This is a genomic window from Stutzerimonas sp. Brlt_14, assembly GCF_051948915.1.
GTDB lineage: Bacteria > Pseudomonadota > Gammaproteobacteria > Pseudomonadales > Pseudomonadaceae > Stutzerimonas > Stutzerimonas stutzeri.
The window spans coordinates 446077-468626 of record NZ_JAYJLM010000002.1 but is presented as its reverse complement, the minus strand read 5'-3'; the positions used below and the strand labels follow the sequence as shown (position 1 = coordinate 468626).

The following is a 22550-nucleotide window of genomic DNA, read 5'->3' as shown; positions in this document are numbered from 1 at the left end:
CCAACATGGATGATTCGGCATTTCATCCGGCCGCTTCTGCCAGACAGGGTCGCGCCGCCTCCCACGCACCTTTAACATCGCCGGCATAACGAACGATAACGAGGTGCATATGGAGCTTTGCGAGCTGCTGCAAGCGGTGCGTGACAATCCCGAAAGCGTGGTCGTGCCGGCCAGCTGGGGGCAGGGGCGTGCGGGTTTCGGCGGCCTGGTCGCAGCGCTGGTATTCGAGAACATGCGCGCCAAGGTGCCTGAAGGACGCCCGCTGCGCTCGCTGGCGATCACCTTCGTTGGTCCGCTGGCGGTGGACAAACCAGCCAGGTACGAGGCCGAAGTGCTGCGCGAAGGCAAGGCGGTGAGCCAGATGCTGGGCCGGGTGGTGCAGGATGGCCAGGTGGTCACCATCGTTCAGGGCAGTTTTGGCGCGCCGCGCAGTTCGGTGATCGATGTGCCGGCCGAGCCCGGTCCGTCCATGCCGCCAGTGGAAGCCTGCCAGGAGCTGCCCTACGTATCGGGCGTGACGCCGGAGTTCACCCGCTACCTGGCGATGCGCTGGGGTGTCGGCGGCCTGCCGTTCAGCGGCAACAGCTCCCGCCAGATGGGCGGCTGGGTTCGTCAGCGTGGCGACGTTCCGCGCGAACCGATGACCGAGGCGCACCTGCTGGCGCTGGTGGACGCCTGGCCGCCCGCTGTGCTGCCGCATCTCAAGAGCTTCGCGCCGGGCAGTTCGCTGACCTGGACCATCGAGTTCATCCAGCCGATGCCCGTGCTCGACAGCCATGAATGGTGCATGTACCGCGCCGAGATCGAGCATGCCCGCGACGGCTACGGACATTGCGCTGCGGCGCTGTGGTCGCCATCTGGCGAGCTGATCGCGCTGAGCAGGCAGACCGTGACGGTGTTCGGCTGAGGCCGCACGTCGCGCCGGCCTGACGTATTCCTCTGGATGGTCTGAGCGCTCGGCGCCCTGCCTCGCTCGTGACGACCCGCTCAGCAATGATCTGTAGCAAGGTTGCGCGCCATGGCGGGTCGCGCGCAGGCAGGCTGAGCTAGTCTCTTAACCAGGGTCATGGCAAAGAGCCTGAGCCGTGGACAGACTCGAGCGACAGCAGGCGGATCGGCGCCGTGCTGTTTGCCGCCACACAGGGGAGATTTGGCGATGAAGATCGAGCGATTCGAAGACCTGATCGACTGGACACGCGACACCCATGCCATGCTGGCCCGCTGCATGGCACGTTGTTCCGACAAGCACGACGAGACTCGCGCCAAGTGGCTGCTGGTCTACATCGCCGATCACGAGCGAGCGCTGGCCGAAACGGTCGAAAAGATCGAGAGGCACGCCGATCCGAAAGCACTGCACACCTGGATCTACGATTACCTGACGCGCAATCCGGTACTGCGCAACCAGGCCTGCAAGGCCTACGACACCATGAGCGTGGAGGAGATATCGCTGGATATCTTCACCATCCACAACCAGGTCATCGACCTCTACCGTTCCCTGGCGCGTCGGGCCGAGATCGACGGTGCGCGCAACCTGGCCGAGGACCTGCTGCATCTCGAGGAGCACGAGACGATGCGCCTGGCGCGCCAGGTCAGCCGCATTCACGAGATGTAAGCGCAGACGCGTTTCGAGCATACTGCCGCACCACTCAGAGACTGCTTCACGGGACGGTGGATGTTCGAGCTTTCCGGCTATCTCGGCCTGTTCCTGGCAGCCTTCGGCGCTGCGACCCTGCTGCCCATGCAGTCTGAAGCCGTGCTGGCCGGGCTGCTGCTGACCGAACGCTATGCAGCATGGGAGCTGGTGGCGCTGGCGAGTCTGGGCAACGTGCTGGGCTCGCTGGTGAACTGGCTGCTGGGCCGTTATGTCGAGCACTTTCGTCACAAGCGCTGGTTCCCGGTCAACGAGCGTCAGCTGGCGAGGGCGCAAGCCAGCTATCACCGCTACGGCCGCTGGACCCTGCTGCTCAGTTGGGTGCCGATCATCGGCGATCCGCTGACCCTGGTGGCCGGGGTGATGCGCGAGCCGCTGTGGAGCTTCCTGCTGATCGTCAGCCTGGCCAAGACCGGTCGTTATCTGATGGTAATGGCGCTCACGCTCGGCTGGATGTGAGGCGAGGGCTGACAGACGCGGCGGCCTGGCCGATCATGGCGGGCATCGATGGAGGAACCCGAGCCGCATGATCACCGAGGCGCAATTGAAGGCTGACAAGGCGGTCACCGCTAGCCGCGACAGTATCAGCGTGCGGCTGGTGGTCGAGGCGCTGCGCGGCTTCCTGCAACCGGGGCTGACCGCCGAGCAGCTGCTGGAACAGATCGGTCTCGAACCCGGCTGCCTGCGAAACCCCGATGGGCGCATGGACGTGCGCGACTACTCGCAACTCTGGCTGCGCCTGGCGCGGCGCTTCGACGACGAATTCTTCGGCATGGACCCGCGACGCCTGCGCTCGGGCAGCTTCGTCTTCCTCAGCCGCAGTTGCATGCAGCAGCCGACGCTGGAGAAGGCTCTGGTGCATGCGCTGGAATTTCTCGGCCTGGGTCTGGAAAACCTGCGCGGCAAGCTGATCCGTAGCCAGAGTCTTGCCGAAGTGGTGTTGCGCGAGCGCAAAGCCGAGCCGGCCCGGGCGTTCTGCTACTTCACCTACTGGATGTTGCTGCACGGGCTGGCCTGCTGGCTCGTGGGACGGCGCATTCCCTTGCTGGCGGTGGAGCTGCGCTGCGCCGAGCCGGAGTACACCGACGACTACCGGGTCATGTTCTCCGACAACCTGCGCTTCGCGCGACCCTCGACGCGCATCATCTTCGCTGCCGAGGTGCTCGATCTGCCGATCCGTCGCAGCGAGGCGGAACTGCGCAGTTTCCTTGCCGAGGCGCCGGCCAACATTCTGGTGCGCTACCGGGACCATTCCAGCCTGGCCAGTCGCATCAAGCAGCACCTGCGAAGCCTCCCCGCCGAGCGCTGGCCGGACAGCGAGACACTGGCGCAGGCACTGTGCATGTCGGCCTCGACGCTGCGTCGCCGTCTGGCAGAAGCGGGGCAGCCTTACCAGGCCATCAAGGACGGCCTGCGTCAGGAAATGGCCACCGAGTGGCTGGCCGACGCCAGCGTCAGCTATGGCGAGATCGCCGAGCGACTGGGGTTTGCCGACGTCAGCTCGTTCTACAAGGCCTTTCGCAAGTGGACCGGCATCAATCCGGGCCACTACCGCAACCTCATTCTCGCGCCGGCTCGAGGCTGAGCGCGGAGCTGCTGGGCTCCACCCCCAGCGCTTTTGCCCACGCTCTATGGGCAGACCTGTAATCGCTTTTTGCCATTGGCCAAAACGGTCAGGCAGGTTGAATAGATCGACCATTGCCGCCCGCCCGTCGCTGTCCAAAGATGATCCCGGCTTCGAACCCCATAACAACAAGCACGGGAGAACGCCATGCGGATTCAGGACAACGTATTCCTTATCACCGGCGGCGCGTCCGGCCTCGGCGCCGCAGCGGCGCAGGCGCTGGTCGAGGCCGGCGGCAAGGTGGTTCTGGTCGATCTCGACGAGACGGCCGCACAGGCCACTGCCCACGCACTGGGCGCGAACGCGTTCAGTGTGGTCGCCGACATCCGCGACGAGACGGCCGCCCGCCATGCCGTCAGCGCTGCTCGCGAACGCTTCGGTGCGCTGCACGGATTGGTCAACTGCGCCGGCGTCGCCGGCGGCGAAAAGGTCCTCGGCCGCAACGGGCCGCACAGTCTGGACAGCTTCAGCCGCATCGTCGGCATCAACCTGATCGGCAGCTTCAACATGCTGCGCCTGGCCGCCGAGGCGATGGCCGAGAACGCGCCGGACGAAGGCGGCGAGCGCGGCGCGATCATCAATACGGCCTCGATCGCCGCCTTCGATGGGCAGATCGGCCAGACCGCCTATGCCGCGTCCAAGGGCGGTGTGGTCAGCCTGACATTGCCGGCCGCCCGCGAGCTGGCGCGCTTCGGCATCCGGGTAATGACTATCGCCCCCGGCGTATTCGAGACGCCGATGATGGCCGGCATGACCCAGGAAATCCGCGACTCGCTGGCTGCCGGCGTGCCATTCCCGCCACGTCTGGGGTATCCGGCCGAATACGCCGCGCTGGTGCGGCACATCTTCGAGAACAGCATGCTCAACGGCGAGGTGATCCGCCTCGACGGTGCCTTGCGCATGGCCGCCAAATGAAGGAAGCAGAGATGAAAGATGATCCGATCGTAATCGTCAGCAGCGCACGCACGCCCATGGGCGGCTTTCAGGGCGACCTGCAGGGCATGACCGCCTGGCAACTCGGCGCTGCCGCCATCCGCGCCACCGTGGAACGCAGCGGGCTGCCGGCCGAGAACGTGCAGGACGTGCTGATGGGCTGCGTGTTGCCCGCTGGTCAGGGCCAGGCACCGGCGCGCCAGGCCGCTCTCGGCGCCGGGCTGACCCGTGCCACCACCTGCACGACGGTCAACAAGATGTGCGGTTCGGGCATGCAGACTGTGATCGTGGCGCATGACCAGCTGCTGGCGGGCAGCGCGGAGATCGTCGTCGCCGGCGGCATGGAAAGCATGTCCAACGCGCCGTATCTGCTCGACCGCGCCCGCGGCGGCTACCGCATGGGGCACGGTCGGGTACTGGACCACATGTTTCTAGACGGCTTGGAAGATGCCTACGACAAGGGACGCCTGATGGGCACCTTCGCCGAGGAATGTGCCGATACGTTCGGCTTCACGCGTGAAGAGCAGGACGCGTTCGCGCTGGAATCGCTACGTCGGGCGCAGGTGGCGATCAGCGAAGGGCGCTTCGCCGATGAGATCGTCGCGCTGGAGGTTACCCAGGGCAAACAGCAGCGCCAGATCCGCGATGACGAGCAGCCGCCCAAGGCGATGCTGGAAAAGATCCCCACCCTGAGACCGGCGTTCCGCGAGGGCGGCACGGTGACTGCGGCCAACGCCAGCTCGATTTCCGACGGCGCCGCCGCGCTGCTGCTGATGCGTCGCTCCGAAGCCGAGCGCTGGGGTCTGCAGCCGCAGGCGGTGATCCACGGTCACGCGGCCTATGCCGATGCACCGAACCTGTTCACCACGGCGCCAATCGGGGCGATCCACAAGCTGATGGAGCGCACCGGTTGGGCCGTCGAGGAGGTCGATCTGTTCGAGATCAACGAGGCCTTCGCCGTGGTTGCCATGGCCGCCATGCGCGAGCTGGGCCTGGACCACGCCAAGGTCAACGTCAACGGTGGCGCCTGTGCGCTCGGGCATCCCATCGGTGCTTCGGGCGCGCGAATCCTGGTGACGCTGCTTTCGGCTTTGCGCGCCCGTGGCCTGCGCCGCGGCGTGGCGGCGATCTGCATCGGCGGCGGCGAAGCCACCGCCATGGCCGTCGAACTGGTCTGAGGAGGCGCCCATGTTGCCCAATGAGGATCAATGCGCGATCGCCGAGATGGCCCGGCAGTTCGCCCGGGAGCGCTTGAAGCCCTTCGCCGAACAGTGGAGCCGCGAGCACCGTTACCCGGCCGAGGCGATCGGCGAGATGGCTGCGCTCGGTTTCTTCGGCATGCTGGTGCCGGAGCAGTGGGGCGGCAGCGACACCGGCTACCTGGCCTATGCCATGGCGCTGGAGGAGATCGCCGCCGGTGACGGCGCCTGCTCGACCATCATGAGCGTGCACAACTCGGTGGGTTGCGTGCCCATCCTGCGTTTCGGCAACGACCAGCAGAAGCGCGATTTCCTTGCCCCGCTGGCGCGCGGCGAGCAGATCGGTGCCTTTGCCCTCACCGAACCTCAGGCCGGCTCCGATGCCAGCAGCCTGCGCACCCGCGCCCGGCGCGACGGCGATCACTACGTGCTCAATGGTGCCAAGCAGTTCATCACGTCGGGCAAGCATGCAGGCACGGTGATCGTTTTCGCCGTCACCGATCCGGACGCCGGCAAGCGCGGTATCAGTGCCTTTATTGTGCCGACCGACAGCCCGGGTTATCAGGTGGTACGGGTCGAGGACAAGCTCGGCCAGCACGCCTCGGACACCTGCCAGATCGCCTTCGAGGATCTGCGCGTGCCGGTGGCCAACCGGCTGGGCGAGGAGGGCGAGGGCTACCGCATCGCCCTGGCCAACCTGGAGGGCGGCCGCATCGGCATCGCCGCCCAGGCGGTGGGTATGGCCCGCGCCGCCTTCGAAGCGGCGCGCGACTACGCCAGAGAGCGCGAAACCTTTGGCAAGCCGATCATCGAGCACCAGGCGGTGGCCTTCCGCTTGGCCGACATGGCCACGCAGATCGCCGTGGCACGGCAGATGGTCCATCACGCTGCGGCGCTGCGCGAGGCCGGTCGGCCGGCATTGGTGGAGGCCTCGATGGGCAAGCTGTTCGCCTCGGAGATGGCGGAAAGGGTCTGCTCGGCAGCGATCCAGACCCTGGGTGGCTACGGCTACCTGTCCGACTTCCCGGTGGAGCGCATCTACCGCGACGTACGGGTTTGCCAGATCTACGAAGGCACCAGCGACATCCAGCGCCTGGTCATCTCCCGCAACCTCGGAGGATCTGACTGAGCACCGCTGCGCCGCCCGCGTGCCTGAGGCGGCCAAACGAAGAACCATGCCGGTAGAACGCCGTTTCCTCGACCGGCACGTCGACAATAAAAACAAGATAGAGGTAGGAAACATGCAACCAGGTTTGATGCAGAACGCCCCCCTGCTGATCAGCGGCATCCTCACCCACGCCGCCCGTGCCCATGGCGACCGCGAAATCGTCTCGCGGCTGGTCGATGAACCCCTCTGGCGCTACGACTACTCCGGCCTTGCGAACCGCGCCGCGCAGGCAGCCAGTATGCTGCGTGCGCTGGGCATCGGCCCCGGCGACTGCGTGTCGTCGCTGGCCTGGAACACCCATCGTCATTACGAACTGTTCTTCGCCGTACCCGGCATCGGCGCGGTGCTGCACACCGCCAATCCGCGGCTGTCGGATGAGCAGATCGTGTACACCATCAACCATGCCGGCAGCCAGGTGCTGCTGTTCGACAGCAGCTTCGCCGCCTGCGTCGCTCGTCTGCGGCCGCGGCTGAGCAATATCCGGCATTTCATCGAACTGGCCGCGCAGCCTTCGTCCGGCCTCGAAGGGGTGATGGGCTACGAGCAGCTGATCGCCGTCGAACAGCCGCTCGCCTGGCCGCAGTTCGACGAGAACGCTGGTGCGGTGCTCTGCTACACCTCCGGCACCACCGGCGACCCCAAGGGCGTGCTCTACAGCCACCGCTCGGTGGTGCTGCACGCCATGGCGGCGGGGCTCTCCGGTGCGTTCGGTCTGTCCGCCTTCGACTGCATCATGCCCTGTTCGTCGCTCTATCACGGCACCGCCTGGGGGCTGCCGTTCGCTGCGGCGATCAATGGCTGCAAGTTCGTCCTGCCGTGCGACAAGATGGACGGCGCCAGCCTGCAGGAGCTGATCAAGAGCGAGGGCGTTACCCTGTCCGGCGGCGTGCCGACCATCTGGACCATGTACCTCGCGCATCTGGAGCGCAGCGGCGAGGATTCGGGCAGCCTGGCACGGCTGGTGATCGGCGGTTCCGCCGTACCGCGGGCCATGGCCGAGACGTTCCAGACCAAGTATGGCGTGGCGGTCTGCCAGCTGTGGGGCATGACCGAGACCAGCCCCCTGGGCGTGGTGGCGACGCCGACGCCCAAGCTGGCCGAACGCGGCCAGCAGGCCACCAACGACACCATCTGGTCGCGCCAGGGGCGGTTGCAGTTCGGCATTGAGCTGAAAGTAGTGGACGAGCAGGGCAACGAGCTGCCCTGTGATGGTGTCAGCTCCGGCAGCCTCAAGGTACGCGGGCCATGGACGGTGGAACGCTACTACCGCAGCGAGAAAAGCGCGCTGGATGCCGAAGGATGGTTCGACACCGGGGACATCGCCACGCTGGACGCCGATGGCTTCATGCGCATCACCGATCGCAGCAAGGATGTGATCAAGTCCGGTGGCGAATGGGTCAGCTCCATCGATATCGAGAACGTGGCCGCGGCCTGCCCGGGCGTGAAGGTGGCGGCAGTGGTAGGGGTGTTCCACCCGAAATGGGAGGAGCGCCCTCTGCTGGTGGTCGAGCCGCACAGCGATGCCGAGATCACGGTGGAGCAAATCCTCGCCCACCTGGAGCCGAACATCGTCAAGTGGTGGATGCCTGACGCGGTGATCTTCGACGCGGTGCCGCTCACCGCCACCGGCAAGATCGACAAGAAGGTCCTGCGCGAGCGTTATCGCAATCATCTGGTCGAGAACCAGCCCAGCGTCGTCAACCAGTAACGCCTGTCAACGGACGCGCTCTGCGCTTCGGCGCGGGGCGCGTCCGCGCGCGTGTGCATTGAGGAGATCGACCCATGAACGAACATGACGATACCCGTAGCGGACCGCTGTGCGGGCTGCGCGTGCTGGAATTCGCCGGCATCGGCCCCGGTCCGCATTGCGCCATGCTGTTGGCCGACATGGGCGCCGAGGTGCTGCGTATCGAGCGCGAAGGTGGCAATGGCTGGCCGAACCCGGTGGTCGATCGCGGGCGCAAGACGCTGACCCTCGACATCCGCAGCGTGGCGGGACGAGAGCGAAGCCTGGCGCTGGCCATGGACGCCGACGTGCTGATCGAAGGCTTCCGCCCCGGGGTGATGGAGCGGTTGGGGCTGGGGCCGGACGAGCTGCTGGAACGCAATCCGCGGCTGATCTACGGGCGCATGACCGGTTGGGGGCAGAGCGGCCCGTTGGCGAAGGCCGCTGGGCACGATATCAACTACATCGCGCTGACCGGCGCGCTGGCGGCGATCCGTGGCGACAGCGGGCCGGCCATCCCTCCGTTGAATCTGGTAGGTGATTTCGGTGGTGGCTCGCTCTACCTCGCCGTCGGCATTCTCGCCGCATTGTGGGAGCGCGAGCGCTCAGGGCAGGGGCAAGTGATCGATGCGGCCATCGTCGACGGGGTATCGTCGCTGATGACGTTCTTCGCCGGCTTGCTGCCGAGTGGGCGGATCGACCTGCAGCGTGATCGCAATCCGCTGGCTGGGGCGGCGCCGAACTATCGCTGCTACCGCTGCGCGGACGGCCGCGAAATCGCCATCGGCCCGCTGGAACCGCAGTTCTGGGGCGAGCTGCTGGAGCGCATGGACGCACCGGAAGCGCTGTGGGCGGGCTGTGCCGATCCGGCCGAGTGGCCTGCGCAGGGCGAGTTGCTGGAGCGGCTGTTCGCGACCCGCACCCAAGCCGAGTGGTGTGCCTTGCTGGAGGGCAGCGACGCCTGTTTCGCGCCCGTGCTGGAACTGGCCGATGCGCCGCAGCATCCCCATCTGCGCCAGCGCGGGGTCTATCAGGAACTCGACGGGATGATGCAGGCGGCGCCGGCGCCGCGGTTTTCGCGCACACCGGGCAAGGCGCGGCGAACGCTGCGGTGCAGTACGAACGAAGGGTGGGACTGAGCGCGCGGCGGGGTGAAATGGCGAAGAAGCCTGTGGGCTTTTTTCAATAAAAGCCTCGCTGGGGCCGTTCATGGTGCTGCCCGGGCGCCCTGCTTATCAGCATGGCTTTTATTGGACAAACAGTCAGGAAATGGATTCCAGAATATCTGCGACTTATGTTCGAACAGCCGCCAAAGTTATTGAACGGTATCGACGAAAGTATGGGGTAATCCCTGTAAAGCCCGCCCTAGACGTGCCGCACGTCGGTTTTGGTTGCAGGCTTTTAACGGCGGACTAATATGAAAACGGAGGCTGCTTATTACAAGAAAAACGGGGAGTCAAACGTATGAATAACAATGCCGAACAACAAGTAGTTGCACTTGAACTGTGTCGTTTCCTGGCCCATTGCGTCGCTGCGATCGTTGTCGTGGGGATGCTTTTCGTGGGTCTGATCGGATCCTGGCACGCTGCCCTCAGTGTTGGCGTCGTTCCACTGCTGGCCATTCTGGCCTGCGATTACATGGCAAGACGCAAGGAAACTGCTGTGCAAACAGCGGACGCCTGATACGCCCAGGCGCTAACCAGCCGAAGAACCTACCTATGCCCATCGAGCGATCGACACCCTGACGGTGACCACTGTCGGGGTGTCCTGCGTTGAGCGCCCGATGCGGAGCTGCAGCTGTTACTGGAAACCTGTCCGAAGGTGTTACTCCTTTCGTACGGCGTAACGGTCTCCTGGAGTGGGCGGTAACGAAAGGGCTGGCGCGGCAGCCTCCCGTGACAGGTGAAGAAGGCTAACTCATTGAAAATAAAGGAATCTCAAAAGCTGGCACGGCGAATGCTTTCTAATGGGCACAACAAGAACAAGAAAGCACACCCAATAACAAGAACAACACGTAGCGACTCCGACACAATAAAAACAAGCAGGTGGGAGACGTAGCAAACTGATTCTTTTGGAGAGGAATTGCCCGACAGGTTCCTGTCGACCGGACCGAGAACAATAAAACTGCCTTGAGGCAGCTCCAGAACCGGTTGAACCCGCGAGGGCAGTGGCAACTTCAGCGACCAAAATAATCCGTTTGTTCTTTCTGTCCCGAATGGGACTGCTATGCGGACGATGGTCCGATCGGGCTGCGAACAAAAACAACAAGCCCGTCAGCAGAAGAAGAACAAAGCAACACGCCCTGAAGGGGAGCCTAGCGGCTCCCCTTTTTATTTGGCTGTGGTTATGGGCTTCGAGCGGGTGGTGGGCTGAAGCCCAGCCTGCAGACCATCGGGCAGTCAGGTGGAGCGGGGACGTCACATCCCGTGAGGTATTTGCCCTAGGATGGGCGTTGGCCCGCCAATGAAAGCTGAAAATTCAGCCCCGGCTGTCCGGATTTGCCATCAGGAAGCACTGCGGCATCGGCGGCGCCTTTTCCAAGGGTTCATCGCTAAAGCGGATAGTTCGCCAGCTCCCGCGCGATCAGCAGGCGCTGGATTTCGCTGGAACCCTCGTAGATCTGCGTGATACGCGCATCGCGGTAGTAGCGCTCCACCGGGTAGTCCTCGAGATAGCCGTAGCCACCGTGGATCTGCACTGCCTGCGAACAGACCTTCTCCGCCATTTCCGAGGCGAACAGCTTGGCCTGGGAGGCTTCGGACAGGCACGGCAGGCCGGCGCTCTTCAGCCGCGCGGCATGCAGAATCAGCAGACGCGCCGCATTCAGTTGGGTCTGCATGTCGGCAAGCATGTTGGCGATGCTCTGGTGCTCTGCAATCGGTTTGCCGAACTGCACGCGCTCGCGTGCGTAGAGCAGGGCGGCCTCGAAGGCCGCACGGGCGATGCCCAGCGCTTGCGCGCCGATGCCGATGCGTCCGCCTTCGAGGTTCGACAGCGCAATCGCCAGGCCCTTGCCACGCTCGCCAAGCAGGTTGGCCTGCGGGATTCGGCAGTCGCTGAGCGAGACCGCGCAGGTGTCCGAGGCACGGATGCCCATCTTGTGTTCGCTGCGCTCCACCGCAAAACCAGGGGTGTCGGTGGGCACCAGAAACGCGGAAAGACCCTTCTTGCCGAGGTCCGGATCGGTCACCGCGAAGACGATGGCCAACTTCGCCCGCTTGGCATTGCTGCAGAACTGCTTGCTGCCGTTGAGCACCCACTGGCTGTCCACCAGTTCGGCGCGGGTGCGCAGGTTGTGCGCCTCGGAGCCGGCCTGCGGTTCGGTGAGGGCGAAGCAGCCGATGGCGCGGCCGCTGGCCAGTTCAGCCAGCCACTCGTCCTTCTGCGCCTGCGAGCCGTAATTCAGCACCGGGCCGCAGCCCACCGAATTGTGGATGCTCATCAGCGCGCCGGTGGCGCCGTCGCCGGCGGAGATTTCCTCCACGGCCAGGGCGTAGGCTACGTAGTCGATATAGCTGCCGCCCCATTCTTCCGGGACGACCATGCCGAGCAGGCCAAGCTCGCCCATCTGGGCGACCAGGGCGTCGTCGATCCAGCCGGCCTTTTCCCAGGCCTGTGCATGGGGGGCGATCTCGCGGCGGGCGAAGTCGCGCGCCATGTCGCGGATCATGCGTTGGTCTTCGCTGAGTTCGAGGTCATGCATTGCGCGGTCTCTTCTTGTTGTTGTGCTGCAAAGAGGTTCAGGCCGTGGCGCTGCGGCGTGTCTTGCCGGTGGTGGCCTTGAAGCCGTCGAAGAACGCCTGGACGCGCTCCGGCGTGACCTCTGCCAGCGTCGGCGGATTCCAGCGCGGTGACTTGTCCTTGTCGATGATCAGCGCGCGCACGCCTTCCATGATGTCGCCCTTGGCGAACCATTGACGGTCCAGATGCAGCTCCAGGGCGAAGCAGTCGGCCAGCGGCAAATTGCGGCCGCGCCGCAGCATCTCCAGGGTGACGCACATCGCCAGGGGTGAGCGGCTGTCGAGCACCTTGAGGGTCTCGGCGGCCCAGTCGCTGAATTCGGGACGGTTCTCGGCTGCCAGCGAGGCACGAACCGATGCCACGTCCTGCTTGGCGAAATGCTCGTCGATGGCTTGGTGCAGCGCTTTGAGTTCGGAACCGGGCAGCCTGTTGGTGCCTAGTGTGGCCACCAGGGTGCGCAGCGCCTCCTGGGGATGGACCGACCAGCTCATGCGGTCCAGGCAGCGATCCAGCTCGGCAATCTGGTCGTGGCTGACGCACCAGTCCGCCAGGCCCACGTGTAGCGCATCGGCGGCGCGGATCTGCAGGCCGGTGACGCCCATGTAGGTGCCAAGCTCACCCGGCAGGCGCGAGAGGAAATAGCTGCCGCCCACATCCGGGAAATAGCCGATGCCGACTTCCGGCATACCCATGCGCACGCGCTCGGTAACCACCCGCAGCGACGCGCCCTGGACCAGGCCCATGCCGCCGCCGAGGACGAAACCGTCCATCAGTGCCAGCAGTGGTTTCGGGTAGGCATGGATGTACTGGTCGAGGGCGTATTCCTCCTCGAAGAAGGTTTCGTGCTCGGTGTCGCCGCGCTGGAAGCTGTCGTACAGCGAACGGATGTCACCGCCGGCGCAGAAGGCTTTTTCGCCATTGGCACGCAGTACCACGGCATGAATCTGCGGATCGGCAGCCCAGGCGCTGAGCTGCTGGTGCAGCAGGCGGACCATTTCCAGGGTCACCGCATTCAGCCCGGCCGGGCGGTTGAGGGTGAGGTGGCCGACGTGGTTGCGTACGGCGGCCAGCACGGGGCGTTCGGTTGCAGTCATGGTCAGGTGTCCTTGCGGTACTGATTGATGATCGCCGAGAAGTCCAGGCCGCCATGACCCTGGGCGCTGAAGCTCTGGTAGAGCTGCTGGGCGAGGGCGCCGAGGATCACCGGCTGGCGCACCTGCTTGGCGGCCTCGGTGGCCAGGCCCAGGTCCTTGAGCATCAGGTCGCTGCCGAAGCCGCCGCTGTAGCCGCGGGAGGCCGGTACGTTGTCCAGCACGCCCGGGAAGGGGTTGTAGGTATCCGAGCTCCAGCAGCGACCGCTGGAGGTGTTGATCACGCCAGCCAGGGTCTTGGCATCCATGCCCAGCGCGACGCCCAGGGCCATCGCCTCGGCTACGCCGATCATGGAGATGCCCAGCAGCATGTTGTTGGCGACCTTGGCCACCTGGCCGTTACCGGCTGCACCGCAGCGCACGATGTTCTTGCCCATGGCCGCGAGAATCGGCTGTGCGCGATCAAAGTCCGCATCGCTGCCACCTACCATGAAGGTCAGGGTGCCGGCCGCGGCGCCGCCGGTGCCGCCGGAAACCGGTGCATCGAGCATCGGGTTGCCATGCTCGGCGGCAGCCTTGGCCACTTCACGGGCACTGTGCGGATCGATGGTCGAACAGTCGATCAGCATCACACCGGCACGGGCGCTGGCGATCAGGCCGTTCTCGCCCAGGTACACGCTCTTCACGTGAGGCGCCGCTGGCAGCATGGTGATGATCAGCTCGGCATTGCCCTGGGCGATGGCGGTCGGGGAGTCGACCGGCAGCGCGCCGGCGCCGACCAGGTTTTCAACGGCCGCGGCGTTGAGGTCGAATACGCTGAGCTGGTGGCCTGCCTTGAGCAGGTTGTGGGCCATGGGTGCGCCCATGTTGCCCAGGCCGATGAATCCGATATGCATGGCGTGTTTCCTCTTGTTGTTATGGCCAGATGCGGCTTAGCGATTGGTGAACTCAGGCTTGCGCTTCTCGCTGAACGCGGCCATGCCTTCCTTCTGATCCGCGGTCGCGAACACCGCATGGAACACGCGACGCTCGAAGCGGATGCCTTCGGCCAGCGTGGTCTCGAAGGCGCGGTTGACGCTTTCCTTGATCATCATGGTGGCCGGCAGGGATTTCTCGGCGATCACCCGGGCGGCCTTGAGGGTTTCCTCCAGCAGGCTTTCGGCCGGGAATACGCGCGCGACGAGGCCGGCGCGCTCGGCTTCGGCGGCGTCCATCTGGCGACCGGTCAGGCACATGTCCATCGCCTTGGCCTTGCCCACTGCGCGGGTCAGGCGCTGGGTGCCGCCAATGCCCGGCAGCACGCCGAGGTTGACTTCCGGCTGGCCGAAGCGCGCATTGTCGGCGGCGAAGATCATGTCGCAGAGCAATGCCAGCTCGCAGCCGCCACCCAGCGCGTAACCGGCGACGGCGGCAATCAGCGGCTTGCGGCGCGTGGCGATGCGGTCAGCTTCGGCAAAGAGGTCATCGAGATAGACCTGCGGGTAGGACAGCTCGGCCATTTCCTTGATGTCGGCGCCGGCGGCGAACGCCTTGGCCGAGCCGGTGAGCACGATGCAGCCGATCCGCGGATCGGCCTCGAGCTGGCCCAGGGCCTGGTTCAGCTCGCTGATCAGCTGCGCATTGAGCGCATTGAGCGCCTGCGGCCGGTTGAGGGTGATCAGCGCGACGCGCTCCTGGATGTCGACGAGCAGGGTTTCGAATGTCATTTCAGCGTCCTTGAGGGCCGGCGCGTCCGCCGGCCCGGTGGGTGATGTCACTTCAGGTTGATGGTGGTGTTGACCGGGCCGCCGACCTCGTTTTCGTCGAACCAGCGCTCGGTGATGGTCTTGGTCTGGGTGTAGAACTGCACCACCTGCTTGCCGTAGGGGCCGAGGTCGCCGAGCTTGGAAGCGCGGGAGCCGGTGAAGGAGAACATCGGCACCGGCACCGGGATCGGTACGTTGATGCCGACCTGGCCCACGTCGATCTCTTCCTGGAAGTGCCGCGCCGCCGCGCCGGAGCGGGTAAAGATGGCGGTGCCGTTGCCATTCGGGTTGGCGTTGATCAGCTCGATGGCTTCGTCCATGGTCGCTGCCGCCATGACACAGAGGACCGGGCCGAAGATTTCTTCGCGGTAGATGCTCATCGAGGGGGTGACGCCGGAAAACAGGGTCGGGCCGACGAAGTTGCCGTTCTCGTAACCGCTGACGCTCGGGTTACGGCCATCCAGTTCGAGCCTGGCTCCTTCCTGCACACCACGTTCGATCAGCCCGCTGACGCGATCCAGCGCCGCGCAGGAAACCAGCGGGCCGACATCGGTGCCAGCCTCGACACCGGCGTTGACCTTGAGGGTCTGCGCCTTGGCTACCAGATCGGGAATCCAGGCCTGCGCCTCACCCACCAGCACCACCACCGACAGCGCCATGCAGCGCTGGCCGGCCGCGCCGAAGGCGGCACCGGCGATGGCGTTGAGGGTCTGCTCCTTGTGCGCATCGGGCAGCACGATGGCGTGGTTCTTCGCGCCCATCATGCACTGCACGCGCTTGCCGGCCTGGCTGGCACGGTTGTAGACGTGGGTGCCGACCCTGGTCGAACCTACGAAGGACACCGCCTTGATATCCGGGTGGTCGCAGATCGCATTCACCGCATCGGCGCCGCCATGCACCACGTTGAGCACGCCCGGCGGCACGCCGGCTTCCAACGCCAGTTCGCACAGGCGCATGGTGACCATCGGGTCCTGTTCGGACGGTTTGAGGACGAAGGTATTGCCGGTGGCGATGGCCATCGGGAACATCCACAGCGGAATCATCGCCGGGAAGTTGAATGGGGTAATACCAGCGCAGACGCCCAGCGGCTGCAGCAGGGTATAGGTATCGACGCCGGCGGCGACGTTGTTCGCCAGCTCGCCGAGCTGCAGGTTGCCAATACCGGCGGCGTGCTCGACCACTTCCAGGCCGCGGAACACGTCGCCCTCGGCATCGGCCAGGGTCTTGCCCTGTTCGGCAGTGAGGATCGCCGCCAGCTCCTTCATATTCTCGCGGATCAGCTGCTGGTACTTGAGGAAGATGCGCGCACGCGCACCGATCGGCGTCTTGCGCCAGGTCTTGAAGGCTTTCTGGCCGCTGGCGACGGCGCGGTCGATTTCCTCGGCGGTCGCAAACGGCACGCGCGCCAGGACTTCCTGGGTCGCCGGGTTGACGACGTCGCGCCAGTCCTGGGTGGTCGATTCGATAAATTCACCGTCGATCAGCAGTTTGACGGTAGGAATGGCGTTGGACGTTGTCATATGGCTCTCCGCCTGAAAAGGCACTGTTGTTGTTATTGGCTCGCGGACGGCTGCGAGGGCTGCATTGAATGTAGCAATGCAAAAAATCACATTACAATGCGATCGACTGCAGAGTCGCTCTGCATAAATGCACAGGAACCTGCTGGAGGCGGCAACCATGGACTGGGACAATCTGCGCTATTTCCTCGAAGTCGCCCGAGCGGGGCGGCTGACCACTGCGGCGCGTCGGCTCGCGGTCGACCACACCACGGTCTCGCGCCGGCTGCAGGCGCTGGAAAAAAGCATCGGCCTGCAGCTATTCCTGCGCGAGCCGGGTGGCTACAAGCTCACCGAAGCCGGGCGCAACCTGTTGCCGCGGGTCGAGGCCATGGAAAGTGCCAGCGTGGCCATCGAACATTCACTGCCCAGCATGGGCGATGGCCTTTCCGGGCAAGTGCGCATCGGCGCCACCGAGGGTTACGGCACGGTGATGCTCGCCGGCCAGCTCACCGGGCTCAGCCGGCGCTATCCGCACCTGAACATCGACCTGCTGGCGCTGCCGCGCGCGGTGCGCCTGTCGCGTCACGAGGCGGACATCGTCATCACCCTGGAACGCCCGGAGCGCGGGCCGTTCATCATCACCCGGCTGACCGACTACGTGCTGCGGCTGTATGCGTCGCCGGCGTATCTCGACGAACACCCGCCGATCCGCAGCCGCGAGGATCTGGCAGAGCACCGCTTCGTCAGCTACGTGGATGACCTGCTGTTCAGCAAGGAGCTGCTGTTTCTCGATGGGATCGCCGATCCCCGCTCGGTCGGGCTGCGCAGCACCAGCCTGCTGGCGCAGCAGGAAGCGGTAGCGATGGGGGCGGGGATCGCGATCCTGCCGGCGTTTTCCGCCGATGCCGATCCACGGTTGCGACTGCTGCTGCCAGAGAAGGTCAGCTTTACCCGCACCTTCTGGATGCTGATGCCCATCGAGTTCAAGGACCTGGCGCGCATGCGCACCACTTGGGACTACCTCAAGGAGATGGCACAGCAGAATCAGGGGCGGTTGCTGGGGCAGGCTTGATCGGGCGTCGGTACGGCGAGGCAGGCGCCGACTCCCGGCGCGCAAAGGGTGGGCTTCAGCCCACCTTGCAGTGGTTCAGACCTGCGGCGTGCCGCGCGTCTCGTGACCCATCGGCGTGCTGTCGGGCAATGTCACGTTGTCACCCTTGAAGTCCGGGCTGTGGACTTCCGAATCCAGCGGCATATGACTGTAGCGCTGGCTCGGCAGGGCTGGCTTGCTCTCCATTTCAGTCAACATGCGCTTGGCTTCGCAGCGCCCGCTGATGCCGCGCGCCAGCGCCATACCGCCCATGGCGAGCTCCGCCAGCCCGATCAGCCCGCCCCGACGCAGCCCCTTGCCCATCATCACCAGCCCACCCGCCAGCGAGGCGGCGCGTTCCCAGCCGTGGACGTTCTGCGGGGCGGATTTGTCGAACAGTTGCTTCATCATCTGCGTCTTCCTCAAAAGGCAAGTGGTTAATAGAGGACTGCGCCGCTGCGCTGGCGTTCCAACAGCCGCGGACAAGCGGAGCGTTCAAAAAATACGGTTTCTTTACGCGGCCCGCGCCTCGCTGCAATCGAATCTTTACGCCGCCAGCCCGGACACTTCCGGTACACGCATCGACGCGTTACAGGGAGTACACCATTCATGACCATTCTTGACGGGCTCGCGCTGGGCCTGGCCATCGTTCTGTTCTTCTACCTGTTGGTCGCGCTGATGCGCGCCGACCGCGGTTAGGAGGTCGCATGCAGACCCATGACTACTGGCTGATCGCGGCCTTTTTCGTACTCGTACTGGTTCCTGCCCCATGGCTCGGCCGCTATCTGTACCGAGCCATGGAAGGCGAGCGTACCTGGCTGACTCCACTGCTCGGGCCGCTGGAACGATTGTGCTATCGCGCGGCCGGTGTCGATCCGGAAGGCGAGCAGACGTGGAAGGGCTACAGCCTGGCGCTGCTCAGCCTGACTGCGATCAGCCTGGCGGCGCTGTTCGCGATCCTCGTGCTGCAGGGCCAGTTGCCATTGAATCCGCAGCAGCTGCCGGGGCTCGAGTGGCATCTGGCGCTCAACACCGCGGTCAGTTTCGTCACCAACACCAACTGGCAGGCCTACAGCGGTGAGGCCCAGCTCAGCTACTTCAGCCAGATGCTCGGGCTAGGCGTGCAGAATTTCGTCAGCCCCGCCGTCGGCCTGGCGGTGCTGGTGGTTTTCTGCCGTGCTTTGGCGCGTCGCTGTGCCAGCGGCATCGGCAATTTCTGGGTCGATATGACCCGTGCCGTCCTCTACTGTTTGCTGCCGCTCAGCCTGGTACTGGCATTGTTGCTGGTGTGGCAGGGCGTTCCGCAGAGCCTGACCGACTATGTTCAGGCATCGACGCTACAGGGCGCCGAACAGACGATCCCGCTCGGGCCGGCGGCCAGCCAGATCGCAATCAAGCAGCTGGGGACCAACGGCGGCGGGTTCTTCGGCGTCAATTCGGCTCACCCCTTCGAGAACCCGACGGCCTGGAGCAATCTGCTGGAAGTTGCTGCGATCCTGCTGATCCCGGCTGCGTTGGTGTTCATGTTCGGTCACTACGTGCGGGACCTGCGTCAGAGCCGGGCGATCCTGGCCTGCATGCTGTTGCTGTTCGTGCTCGGGCTGGGGACCGTTCTCGTGGCCGAGCATCAGCCCAATCCTGCGTTTGCGGGCCTGGCGGTGGAACAGCAAGGCTCGCTCGAGGGCAAGGAAAGTCGTCTTGGCATCGCTGCCTCTGCGCTATGGGCGGTGACCACGACGGCGGCATCGAACGGCTCGGTCAACGCGATGCACGACAGCTTCAGCCCGCTCGGCGGCATGGTGGCGATGTTCAACATGATGCTTGGCGAAATCGTCTTTGGCGGTGTCGGTGCGGGCTTGTATGGAATGTTGTTGTTCGTGCTGGTCACGGTCTTTCTGGCCGGGCTAATGATCGGCCGAACGCCTGAATACCTGGGCAAGAAGCTCGACGCGCGGGAGGTCCGTCTGCTGGTCGCGACGCTGCTGGTGATGCCAGTTGGCGTGCTCGTGCTGGCGGCGCTGGGCGTTAGCCTGCCAGGCCCCGCCGCGTCGATCAGCAACCCCGGACCGCACGGTCTGAGCCAGATCCTCTATGCGTATACGTCCGGCACTGGCAACAACGGTTCGGCATTCGCGGGCTTCGGGGGCGGCACCCTCTACCACAACCTGATGATCGCGTTCGCCATGCTGCTGGGCCGCTTCGGTTTCATCCTGCCCGTGCTGGCCATCGCCGGCAGCCTCGCGGCCAAGAATCGTGCGGTGACAGACCTCAACAGCTTTCCCACCCACGGCCCTCTGTTCGTGACGCTGTTGACCCTGGTGATCCTGATGGTCGGCGGGCTGACGTTCCTGCCGGCTCTTGCCCTCGGCCCTATCGCCGAACACTTCGCCCAACTGCAGGGCTACTGAGGAAGGTTTCGATGAACGTTCGTCAAACGGCATTTGGCGGTGCCGAGCCTCAATCCGCCTCCAACTCGTTCGCTACGCTCTGCAAGCCCGCCATGCGGCAGGCTTTGCTCAAACTCGATCCGCGTCAGCTGATTCGTTCGCCGGTCATGCTGGTGGTGGAAATAGCCGCCATCTTCACCACGCTGCTGTGCTTTGCACCGGATGCGGCGGTGAGCCGCTCGGTGGCGGCGCAGATTGCCATCTGGCTGTGGTTCACCGTGCTGTTCGCCAACTTTGCCGAAGCGCTGGCCGAAGGGCGCGGCAAGGCGAGGGCGGACAGCCTCAAGGCGGGCGCACAGGGGCTGGAAGCCCGCCTGCGGTCCGGCGACGGTTATCGGGTCGTACCGGCAAGCAGCTTGCGCCGCGGTGATGTGGTGAAGGTGGAGGCCGGCGAGCTCATACCGGGTGACGGTGAAGTCATCGAAGGAATCGCGGCGGTCAATGAAGCAGCCATCACCGGCGAGTCGGCTCCGGTCATCCGCGAGTCGGGTGGGGACCGTTCGGCGGTCACCGGCAATACGCGCGTGGTATCTGACTGGTTGCTGGTGCGTATCAGCAGCGACCCGGGGGAGTCGACACTGGACCGGATGATCGCCCTGGTCGAGGGCGCCAGACGGCAGAAAACGCCCAACGAGATCGCCCTGGATGTCCTGTTGATAGGGCTGACACTGATCTTTCTGGTGGTGGTCGCCACGCTGCAGCCATTGGCGCGCTTCGCCGGCGGCGATCTGCCGTTGGTGTACCTGGTCGCGTTGCTGGTGACACTGATTCCCACGACGATCGGCGGCTTGCTGTCCGCCATCGGAATTGCCGGCATGGATCGTCTGGTGCGACTCAACGTCATCGCCAAGTCCGGCCGTGCGGTCGAAGCGGCAGGGGATGTGCAGGTGCTGCTGCTGGACAAGACCGGCACCATCACCTTCGGCAATCGACGCTGCAGCGCGATGGTGAAGGCGCCCGGCGTTTCGGCGACCGAGCTGTCGCATGCTGCGCTGCTGGCATCGCTGGCCGACGATACGGCCGAGGGCAAATCCATCGTCGAGTACCTGCGCGCCCTTGCCCCGATGGCCGAGCCATCCGCGCAGGGCATTCAGCCGATCCCGTTCAGTGCGGAAACTCGCCTGTCCGGCGCCGACTATCAGGGGCGGCGGTATCGCAAGGGTGCCGTAGACGCCGTGCTCGGACATCTGGCCATGACGCCCGCGCAGGTGCCGCCAGTGCTGACGCGTGAAGTCGAGAAGATCGCTCAGAGCGGCGGCACGCCGCTGCTGGTGTGCGTCGATGATCGTCTGCTGGGCGCCATTCACCTGAAGGACGTGGTCAAGCCCGGCATACGTGAACGTTTCGCCGAACTGCGCCAGCTGGGCATCCGCACGGTGATGGTTACCGGCGACAACCCGTTGACCGCCGCCGCGATTGCAGCGGAAGCCGGCGTCGACGACGTGATCGCCGAGGCGACGCCGCAGAAGAAGCTGCAGCGCATACGCCAGGAGCAGGCTGAGGGAAAGATGGTCGCGATGTGCGGTGATGGGGCCAACGACGCACCCGCGCTGGCACAGGCCGATGTCGGCATGGCGATGAACGACGGCACCCAGGCGGCCCGCGAGGCGGCGAACCTGGTGGACCTGGATTCCGACCCGACCAAGCTGCTCGACGTGGTGCAGGTGGGCAAGCAGTTGCTGGTCACGCGAGGCGCGCTGACGACCTTCTCGGTGGCCAATGATGTGGCGAAGTATTTCGCCATCCTTCCGGCCTTGTTCATCGGCATCTATCCGCAGCTGGCCGCGTTGAACCTGATGCAGTTGCACAGCCCGCAGAGCGCCATCCTGTCGGCCATTGTCTTCAACGCGCTGATCATCGTCGGGTTGATCCCCCTGGCGTTGCGGGGCGTGCAGATAAAGGCGGTCGATGCGGCCGGCCTGCTGCGGCGCAACCTGCTGATCTACGGTCTGGGCGGTCTGATCGCGCCCTTCGTCGGCATCAAACTGATCGACCTGTTACTCACGGCGATCGGCCTGGTTTGAGAACTGTCGCGCCATCGTGGCGCTGTTAGGGAGATGACAAGCATGTTCGAACACATTCGCCCCGCCATTGCCTCACTGGCCCTGATGACACTGGTCACGGGGGCAGCCTATCCGCTGACCGTCACGGCCGTTGCGCAGCTGGCCATGGCCGAGGCGGCTAACGGCAGCCTGCTGCGCGATGGCAGTGGCCAGGTTCGCGGCAGCGCCTTGCTGGCTCAGCCGTTCCAGGGCGCCGAGTGGTTCCTGCCGCGGCCTTCGGCTGCGGACTACGCCACCGTCGCCAGTGGTGCAAGCAACCTGGCGCCAAGCAACCCCGAGCTGCTTGCGCAGGTTCGCCAGCGAATACAGGCCTGGAATGGCGGCACCGGGCAGCCGGTGCCCATGGAGCTGGTGACGACCTCTGCCAGTGGACTGGACCCCCACCTGACGTTGGCCGCGGCGCGCTACCAGATCGCCCGCGTCGCCCAGGCGCGAGGCATGCCGGCCGAGTCGTTGGAGCGTCTGCTACAGGCACACCTGAGCTCGCCGATGGTGGGCCCCGCCGTGGTGAACGTACTGGCCCTGAACCTTGCATTGGCTGACAATCGCTCGCCTGATTCCAGCGAGTGATGT

21 protein-coding genes are annotated in these 22550 nt (G+C 65.0%); 15 read left to right on the top strand and 6 right to left on the bottom strand.

Going from position 1 to position 22550, the window contains the following annotated elements; genetic code table 11:
- Positions 1–109 precede the first annotated feature (109 nt).
- From VF716_RS06015 to VF716_RS05970, 10 genes are all read left to right on the top strand, one after another.
- Positions 110–907, top strand: a complete 798-nt coding sequence (locus VF716_RS06015) for an acyl-CoA thioesterase (protein WP_014596545.1) — start codon at positions 110–112, stop codon at positions 905–907.
- A 249-nt stretch (positions 908–1156) separates the two neighbouring features.
- Positions 1157–1612, top strand: a complete 456-nt coding sequence (locus VF716_RS06010) for a hypothetical protein (protein ID WP_014596546.1) — start codon at positions 1157–1159, stop codon at positions 1610–1612.
- Between the two features lie 60 nt (positions 1613–1672).
- Positions 1673–2110 carry a YqaA family protein gene (locus tag VF716_RS06005; RefSeq protein ID WP_011913057.1) on the top strand — a complete coding sequence of 146 codons (438 nt, stop codon included), beginning with the start codon at positions 1673–1675 and terminating at the stop codon, positions 2108–2110.
- A gap of 67 nt (positions 2111–2177) precedes the next feature.
- Entirely contained in the window at positions 2178–3236 is a 1059-nt protein-coding gene (locus VF716_RS06000; protein WP_125460053.1) for an AraC family transcriptional regulator, read from the top strand.
- 186 nt (positions 3237–3422) lie between these two features.
- Positions 3423–4190, top strand: a complete 768-nt coding sequence (locus tag VF716_RS05995; protein WP_125460052.1) for an SDR family NAD(P)-dependent oxidoreductase — start codon at positions 3423–3425, stop codon at positions 4188–4190.
- Positions 4191–4201: 11 nt separating this feature from the next.
- Positions 4202–5386, top strand: a complete 1185-nt coding sequence (locus VF716_RS05990; RefSeq protein ID WP_108241807.1) for an acetyl-CoA C-acyltransferase — start codon at positions 4202–4204, stop codon at positions 5384–5386.
- 10 nt (positions 5387–5396) lie between these two features.
- A complete protein-coding gene (locus VF716_RS05985) occupies positions 5397–6536 on the top strand; it encodes an acyl-CoA dehydrogenase (protein ID WP_440552226.1) in 1140 nt (379 codons plus the stop codon).
- A gap of 127 nt (positions 6537–6663) precedes the next feature.
- Positions 6664–8283, top strand: a complete 1620-nt coding sequence (locus tag VF716_RS05980; protein ID WP_053527079.1) for a long-chain fatty acid--CoA ligase — start codon at positions 6664–6666, stop codon at positions 8281–8283.
- 74 nt (positions 8284–8357) lie between these two features.
- Positions 8358–9440, top strand: a complete 1083-nt coding sequence (locus VF716_RS05975; RefSeq protein WP_053527078.1) for a CaiB/BaiF CoA transferase family protein — start codon at positions 8358–8360, stop codon at positions 9438–9440.
- Positions 9441–9765: 325 nt separating this feature from the next.
- Positions 9766–9984, top strand: a complete 219-nt coding sequence (locus VF716_RS05970; protein ID WP_014596553.1) for a hypothetical protein — start codon at positions 9766–9768, stop codon at positions 9982–9984.
- A gap of 868 nt (positions 9985–10852) precedes the next feature.
- Here the strand turns inward: VF716_RS05970 and VF716_RS05965 are convergent.
- Genes VF716_RS05965 through VF716_RS05945 form a run of 5 tightly spaced genes read right to left on the bottom strand, consistent with a single transcriptional unit; the run spans position 10853 to position 16398 of the window.
- Entirely contained in the window at positions 10853–12004 is a 1152-nt protein-coding gene (locus VF716_RS05965; RefSeq protein ID WP_020306200.1) for an acyl-CoA dehydrogenase family protein, read from the bottom strand.
- A gap of 37 nt (positions 12005–12041) precedes the next feature.
- On the bottom strand, positions 12042–13136 hold the full coding sequence (locus VF716_RS05960) for an enoyl-CoA hydratase/isomerase family protein (protein ID WP_011913067.1): 1095 nt from the start codon (positions 13134–13136) through the stop codon (positions 12042–12044).
- Positions 13137–13138: 2 nt separating this feature from the next.
- Positions 13139–14029, bottom strand: coding sequence for a 3-hydroxyisobutyrate dehydrogenase (mmsB, locus tag VF716_RS05955; RefSeq protein ID WP_440552221.1), 891 nt, complete (start codon positions 14027–14029; stop codon positions 13139–13141).
- A 36-nt stretch (positions 14030–14065) separates the two neighbouring features.
- Positions 14066–14839 carry an enoyl-CoA hydratase gene (locus VF716_RS05950; RefSeq protein WP_011913069.1) on the bottom strand — a complete coding sequence of 258 codons (774 nt, stop codon included), beginning with the start codon at positions 14837–14839 and terminating at the stop codon, positions 14066–14068.
- 47 nt (positions 14840–14886) lie between these two features.
- Positions 14887–16398 (bottom strand): CoA-acylating methylmalonate-semialdehyde dehydrogenase, encoded by a 1512-nt coding sequence (locus tag VF716_RS05945; RefSeq protein ID WP_084903323.1) that lies wholly within the window; start codon positions 16396–16398, stop codon positions 14887–14889.
- A 157-nt stretch (positions 16399–16555) separates the two neighbouring features.
- Between VF716_RS05945 and VF716_RS05940 the strand changes: the two genes are divergently transcribed.
- On the top strand, positions 16556–17449 hold the full coding sequence (locus VF716_RS05940; RefSeq protein ID WP_020306210.1) for a LysR family transcriptional regulator: 894 nt from the start codon (positions 16556–16558) through the stop codon (positions 17447–17449).
- A 75-nt stretch (positions 17450–17524) separates the two neighbouring features.
- On the opposite strand, the gene VF716_RS05935 is transcribed toward VF716_RS05940, so the two are convergent.
- Positions 17525–17878 carry a YgaP family membrane protein gene (locus VF716_RS05935; protein ID WP_014596560.1) on the bottom strand — a complete coding sequence of 118 codons (354 nt, stop codon included), beginning with the start codon at positions 17876–17878 and terminating at the stop codon, positions 17525–17527.
- 198 nt (positions 17879–18076) lie between these two features.
- Between VF716_RS05935 and VF716_RS05930 the strand changes: the two genes are divergently transcribed.
- The 4 genes from VF716_RS05930 to kdpC are packed head-to-tail and all read left to right on the top strand — an operon-like array spanning position 18077 to position 22547.
- Positions 18077–18166: a hypothetical protein gene (locus VF716_RS05930; protein ID WP_017244973.1), complete on the top strand. Its 90-nt coding sequence runs from the start codon at positions 18077–18079 to the stop codon at positions 18164–18166.
- Positions 18167–18174: 8 nt separating this feature from the next.
- Positions 18175–19875 (top strand): potassium-transporting ATPase subunit KdpA, encoded by a 1701-nt coding sequence (kdpA, locus tag VF716_RS05925; RefSeq protein WP_125872651.1) that lies wholly within the window; start codon positions 18175–18177, stop codon positions 19873–19875.
- Positions 19876–19886: 11 nt separating this feature from the next.
- Positions 19887–21938 (top strand): potassium-transporting ATPase subunit KdpB, encoded by a 2052-nt coding sequence (gene kdpB, locus VF716_RS05920; RefSeq protein WP_285531252.1) that lies wholly within the window; start codon positions 19887–19889, stop codon positions 21936–21938.
- A gap of 42 nt (positions 21939–21980) precedes the next feature.
- Positions 21981–22547, top strand: a complete 567-nt coding sequence (gene kdpC, locus VF716_RS05915; RefSeq protein ID WP_053527072.1) for a potassium-transporting ATPase subunit KdpC — start codon at positions 21981–21983, stop codon at positions 22545–22547.
- The last annotated feature ends 3 nt before the right edge of the window (positions 22548–22550 follow it).

Excerpts from the sequence above, each read along its gene's own strand:
- VF716_RS05960 (WP_011913067.1), bottom strand. The coding sequence starts at position 13,136 with ATGACTGCAACCGAACGCCCCGTGCTGGCCGCCGTACGCAACCACGTC.
- VF716_RS05985 (WP_440552226.1), top strand. The coding sequence starts at position 5,397 with ATGTTGCCCAATGAGGATCAATGCGCGATCGCCGAGATGGCCCGGCAG.
- VF716_RS05990 (WP_108241807.1), top strand. The coding sequence starts at position 4,202 with ATGAAAGATGATCCGATCGTAATCGTCAGCAGCGCACGCACGCCCATG.
- kdpA (WP_125872651.1), top strand. The coding sequence starts at position 18,175 with ATGCAGACCCATGACTACTGGCTGATCGCGGCCTTTTTCGTACTCGTA.
- VF716_RS06005 (WP_011913057.1), top strand. The coding sequence starts at position 1,673 with ATGTTCGAGCTTTCCGGCTATCTCGGCCTGTTCCTGGCAGCCTTCGGC.
- VF716_RS05950 (WP_011913069.1), bottom strand. The coding sequence starts at position 14,839 with ATGACATTCGAAACCCTGCTCGTCGACATCCAGGAGCGCGTCGCGCTG.
- VF716_RS05995 (WP_125460052.1), top strand. The coding sequence starts at position 3,423 with ATGCGGATTCAGGACAACGTATTCCTTATCACCGGCGGCGCGTCCGGC.
- kdpB (WP_285531252.1), top strand. The coding sequence starts at position 19,887 with ATGAACGTTCGTCAAACGGCATTTGGCGGTGCCGAGCCTCAATCCGCC.
- VF716_RS05935 (WP_014596560.1), bottom strand. The coding sequence starts at position 17,878 with ATGATGAAGCAACTGTTCGACAAATCCGCCCCGCAGAACGTCCACGGC.
- VF716_RS05980 (WP_053527079.1), top strand. The coding sequence starts at position 6,664 with ATGCAGAACGCCCCCCTGCTGATCAGCGGCATCCTCACCCACGCCGCC.
- VF716_RS05965 (WP_020306200.1), bottom strand. The coding sequence starts at position 12,004 with ATGCATGACCTCGAACTCAGCGAAGACCAACGCATGATCCGCGACATG.
- VF716_RS05975 (WP_053527078.1), top strand. The coding sequence starts at position 8,358 with ATGAACGAACATGACGATACCCGTAGCGGACCGCTGTGCGGGCTGCGC.
- VF716_RS05930 (WP_017244973.1), top strand. The coding sequence starts at position 18,077 with ATGACCATTCTTGACGGGCTCGCGCTGGGCCTGGCCATCGTTCTGTTC.
- VF716_RS06015 (WP_014596545.1), top strand. The coding sequence starts at position 110 with ATGGAGCTTTGCGAGCTGCTGCAAGCGGTGCGTGACAATCCCGAAAGC.
- VF716_RS06010 (WP_014596546.1), top strand. The coding sequence starts at position 1,157 with ATGAAGATCGAGCGATTCGAAGACCTGATCGACTGGACACGCGACACC.
- VF716_RS06000 (WP_125460053.1), top strand. The coding sequence starts at position 2,178 with ATGATCACCGAGGCGCAATTGAAGGCTGACAAGGCGGTCACCGCTAGC.
- VF716_RS05945 (WP_084903323.1), bottom strand. The coding sequence starts at position 16,398 with ATGACAACGTCCAACGCCATTCCTACCGTCAAACTGCTGATCGACGGT.
- VF716_RS05940 (WP_020306210.1), top strand. The coding sequence starts at position 16,556 with ATGGACTGGGACAATCTGCGCTATTTCCTCGAAGTCGCCCGAGCGGGG.
- kdpC (WP_053527072.1), top strand. The coding sequence starts at position 21,981 with ATGTTCGAACACATTCGCCCCGCCATTGCCTCACTGGCCCTGATGACA.
- VF716_RS05970 (WP_014596553.1), top strand. The coding sequence starts at position 9,766 with ATGAATAACAATGCCGAACAACAAGTAGTTGCACTTGAACTGTGTCGT.
- mmsB (WP_440552221.1), bottom strand. The coding sequence starts at position 14,029 with ATGCATATCGGATTCATCGGCCTGGGCAACATGGGCGCACCCATGGCC.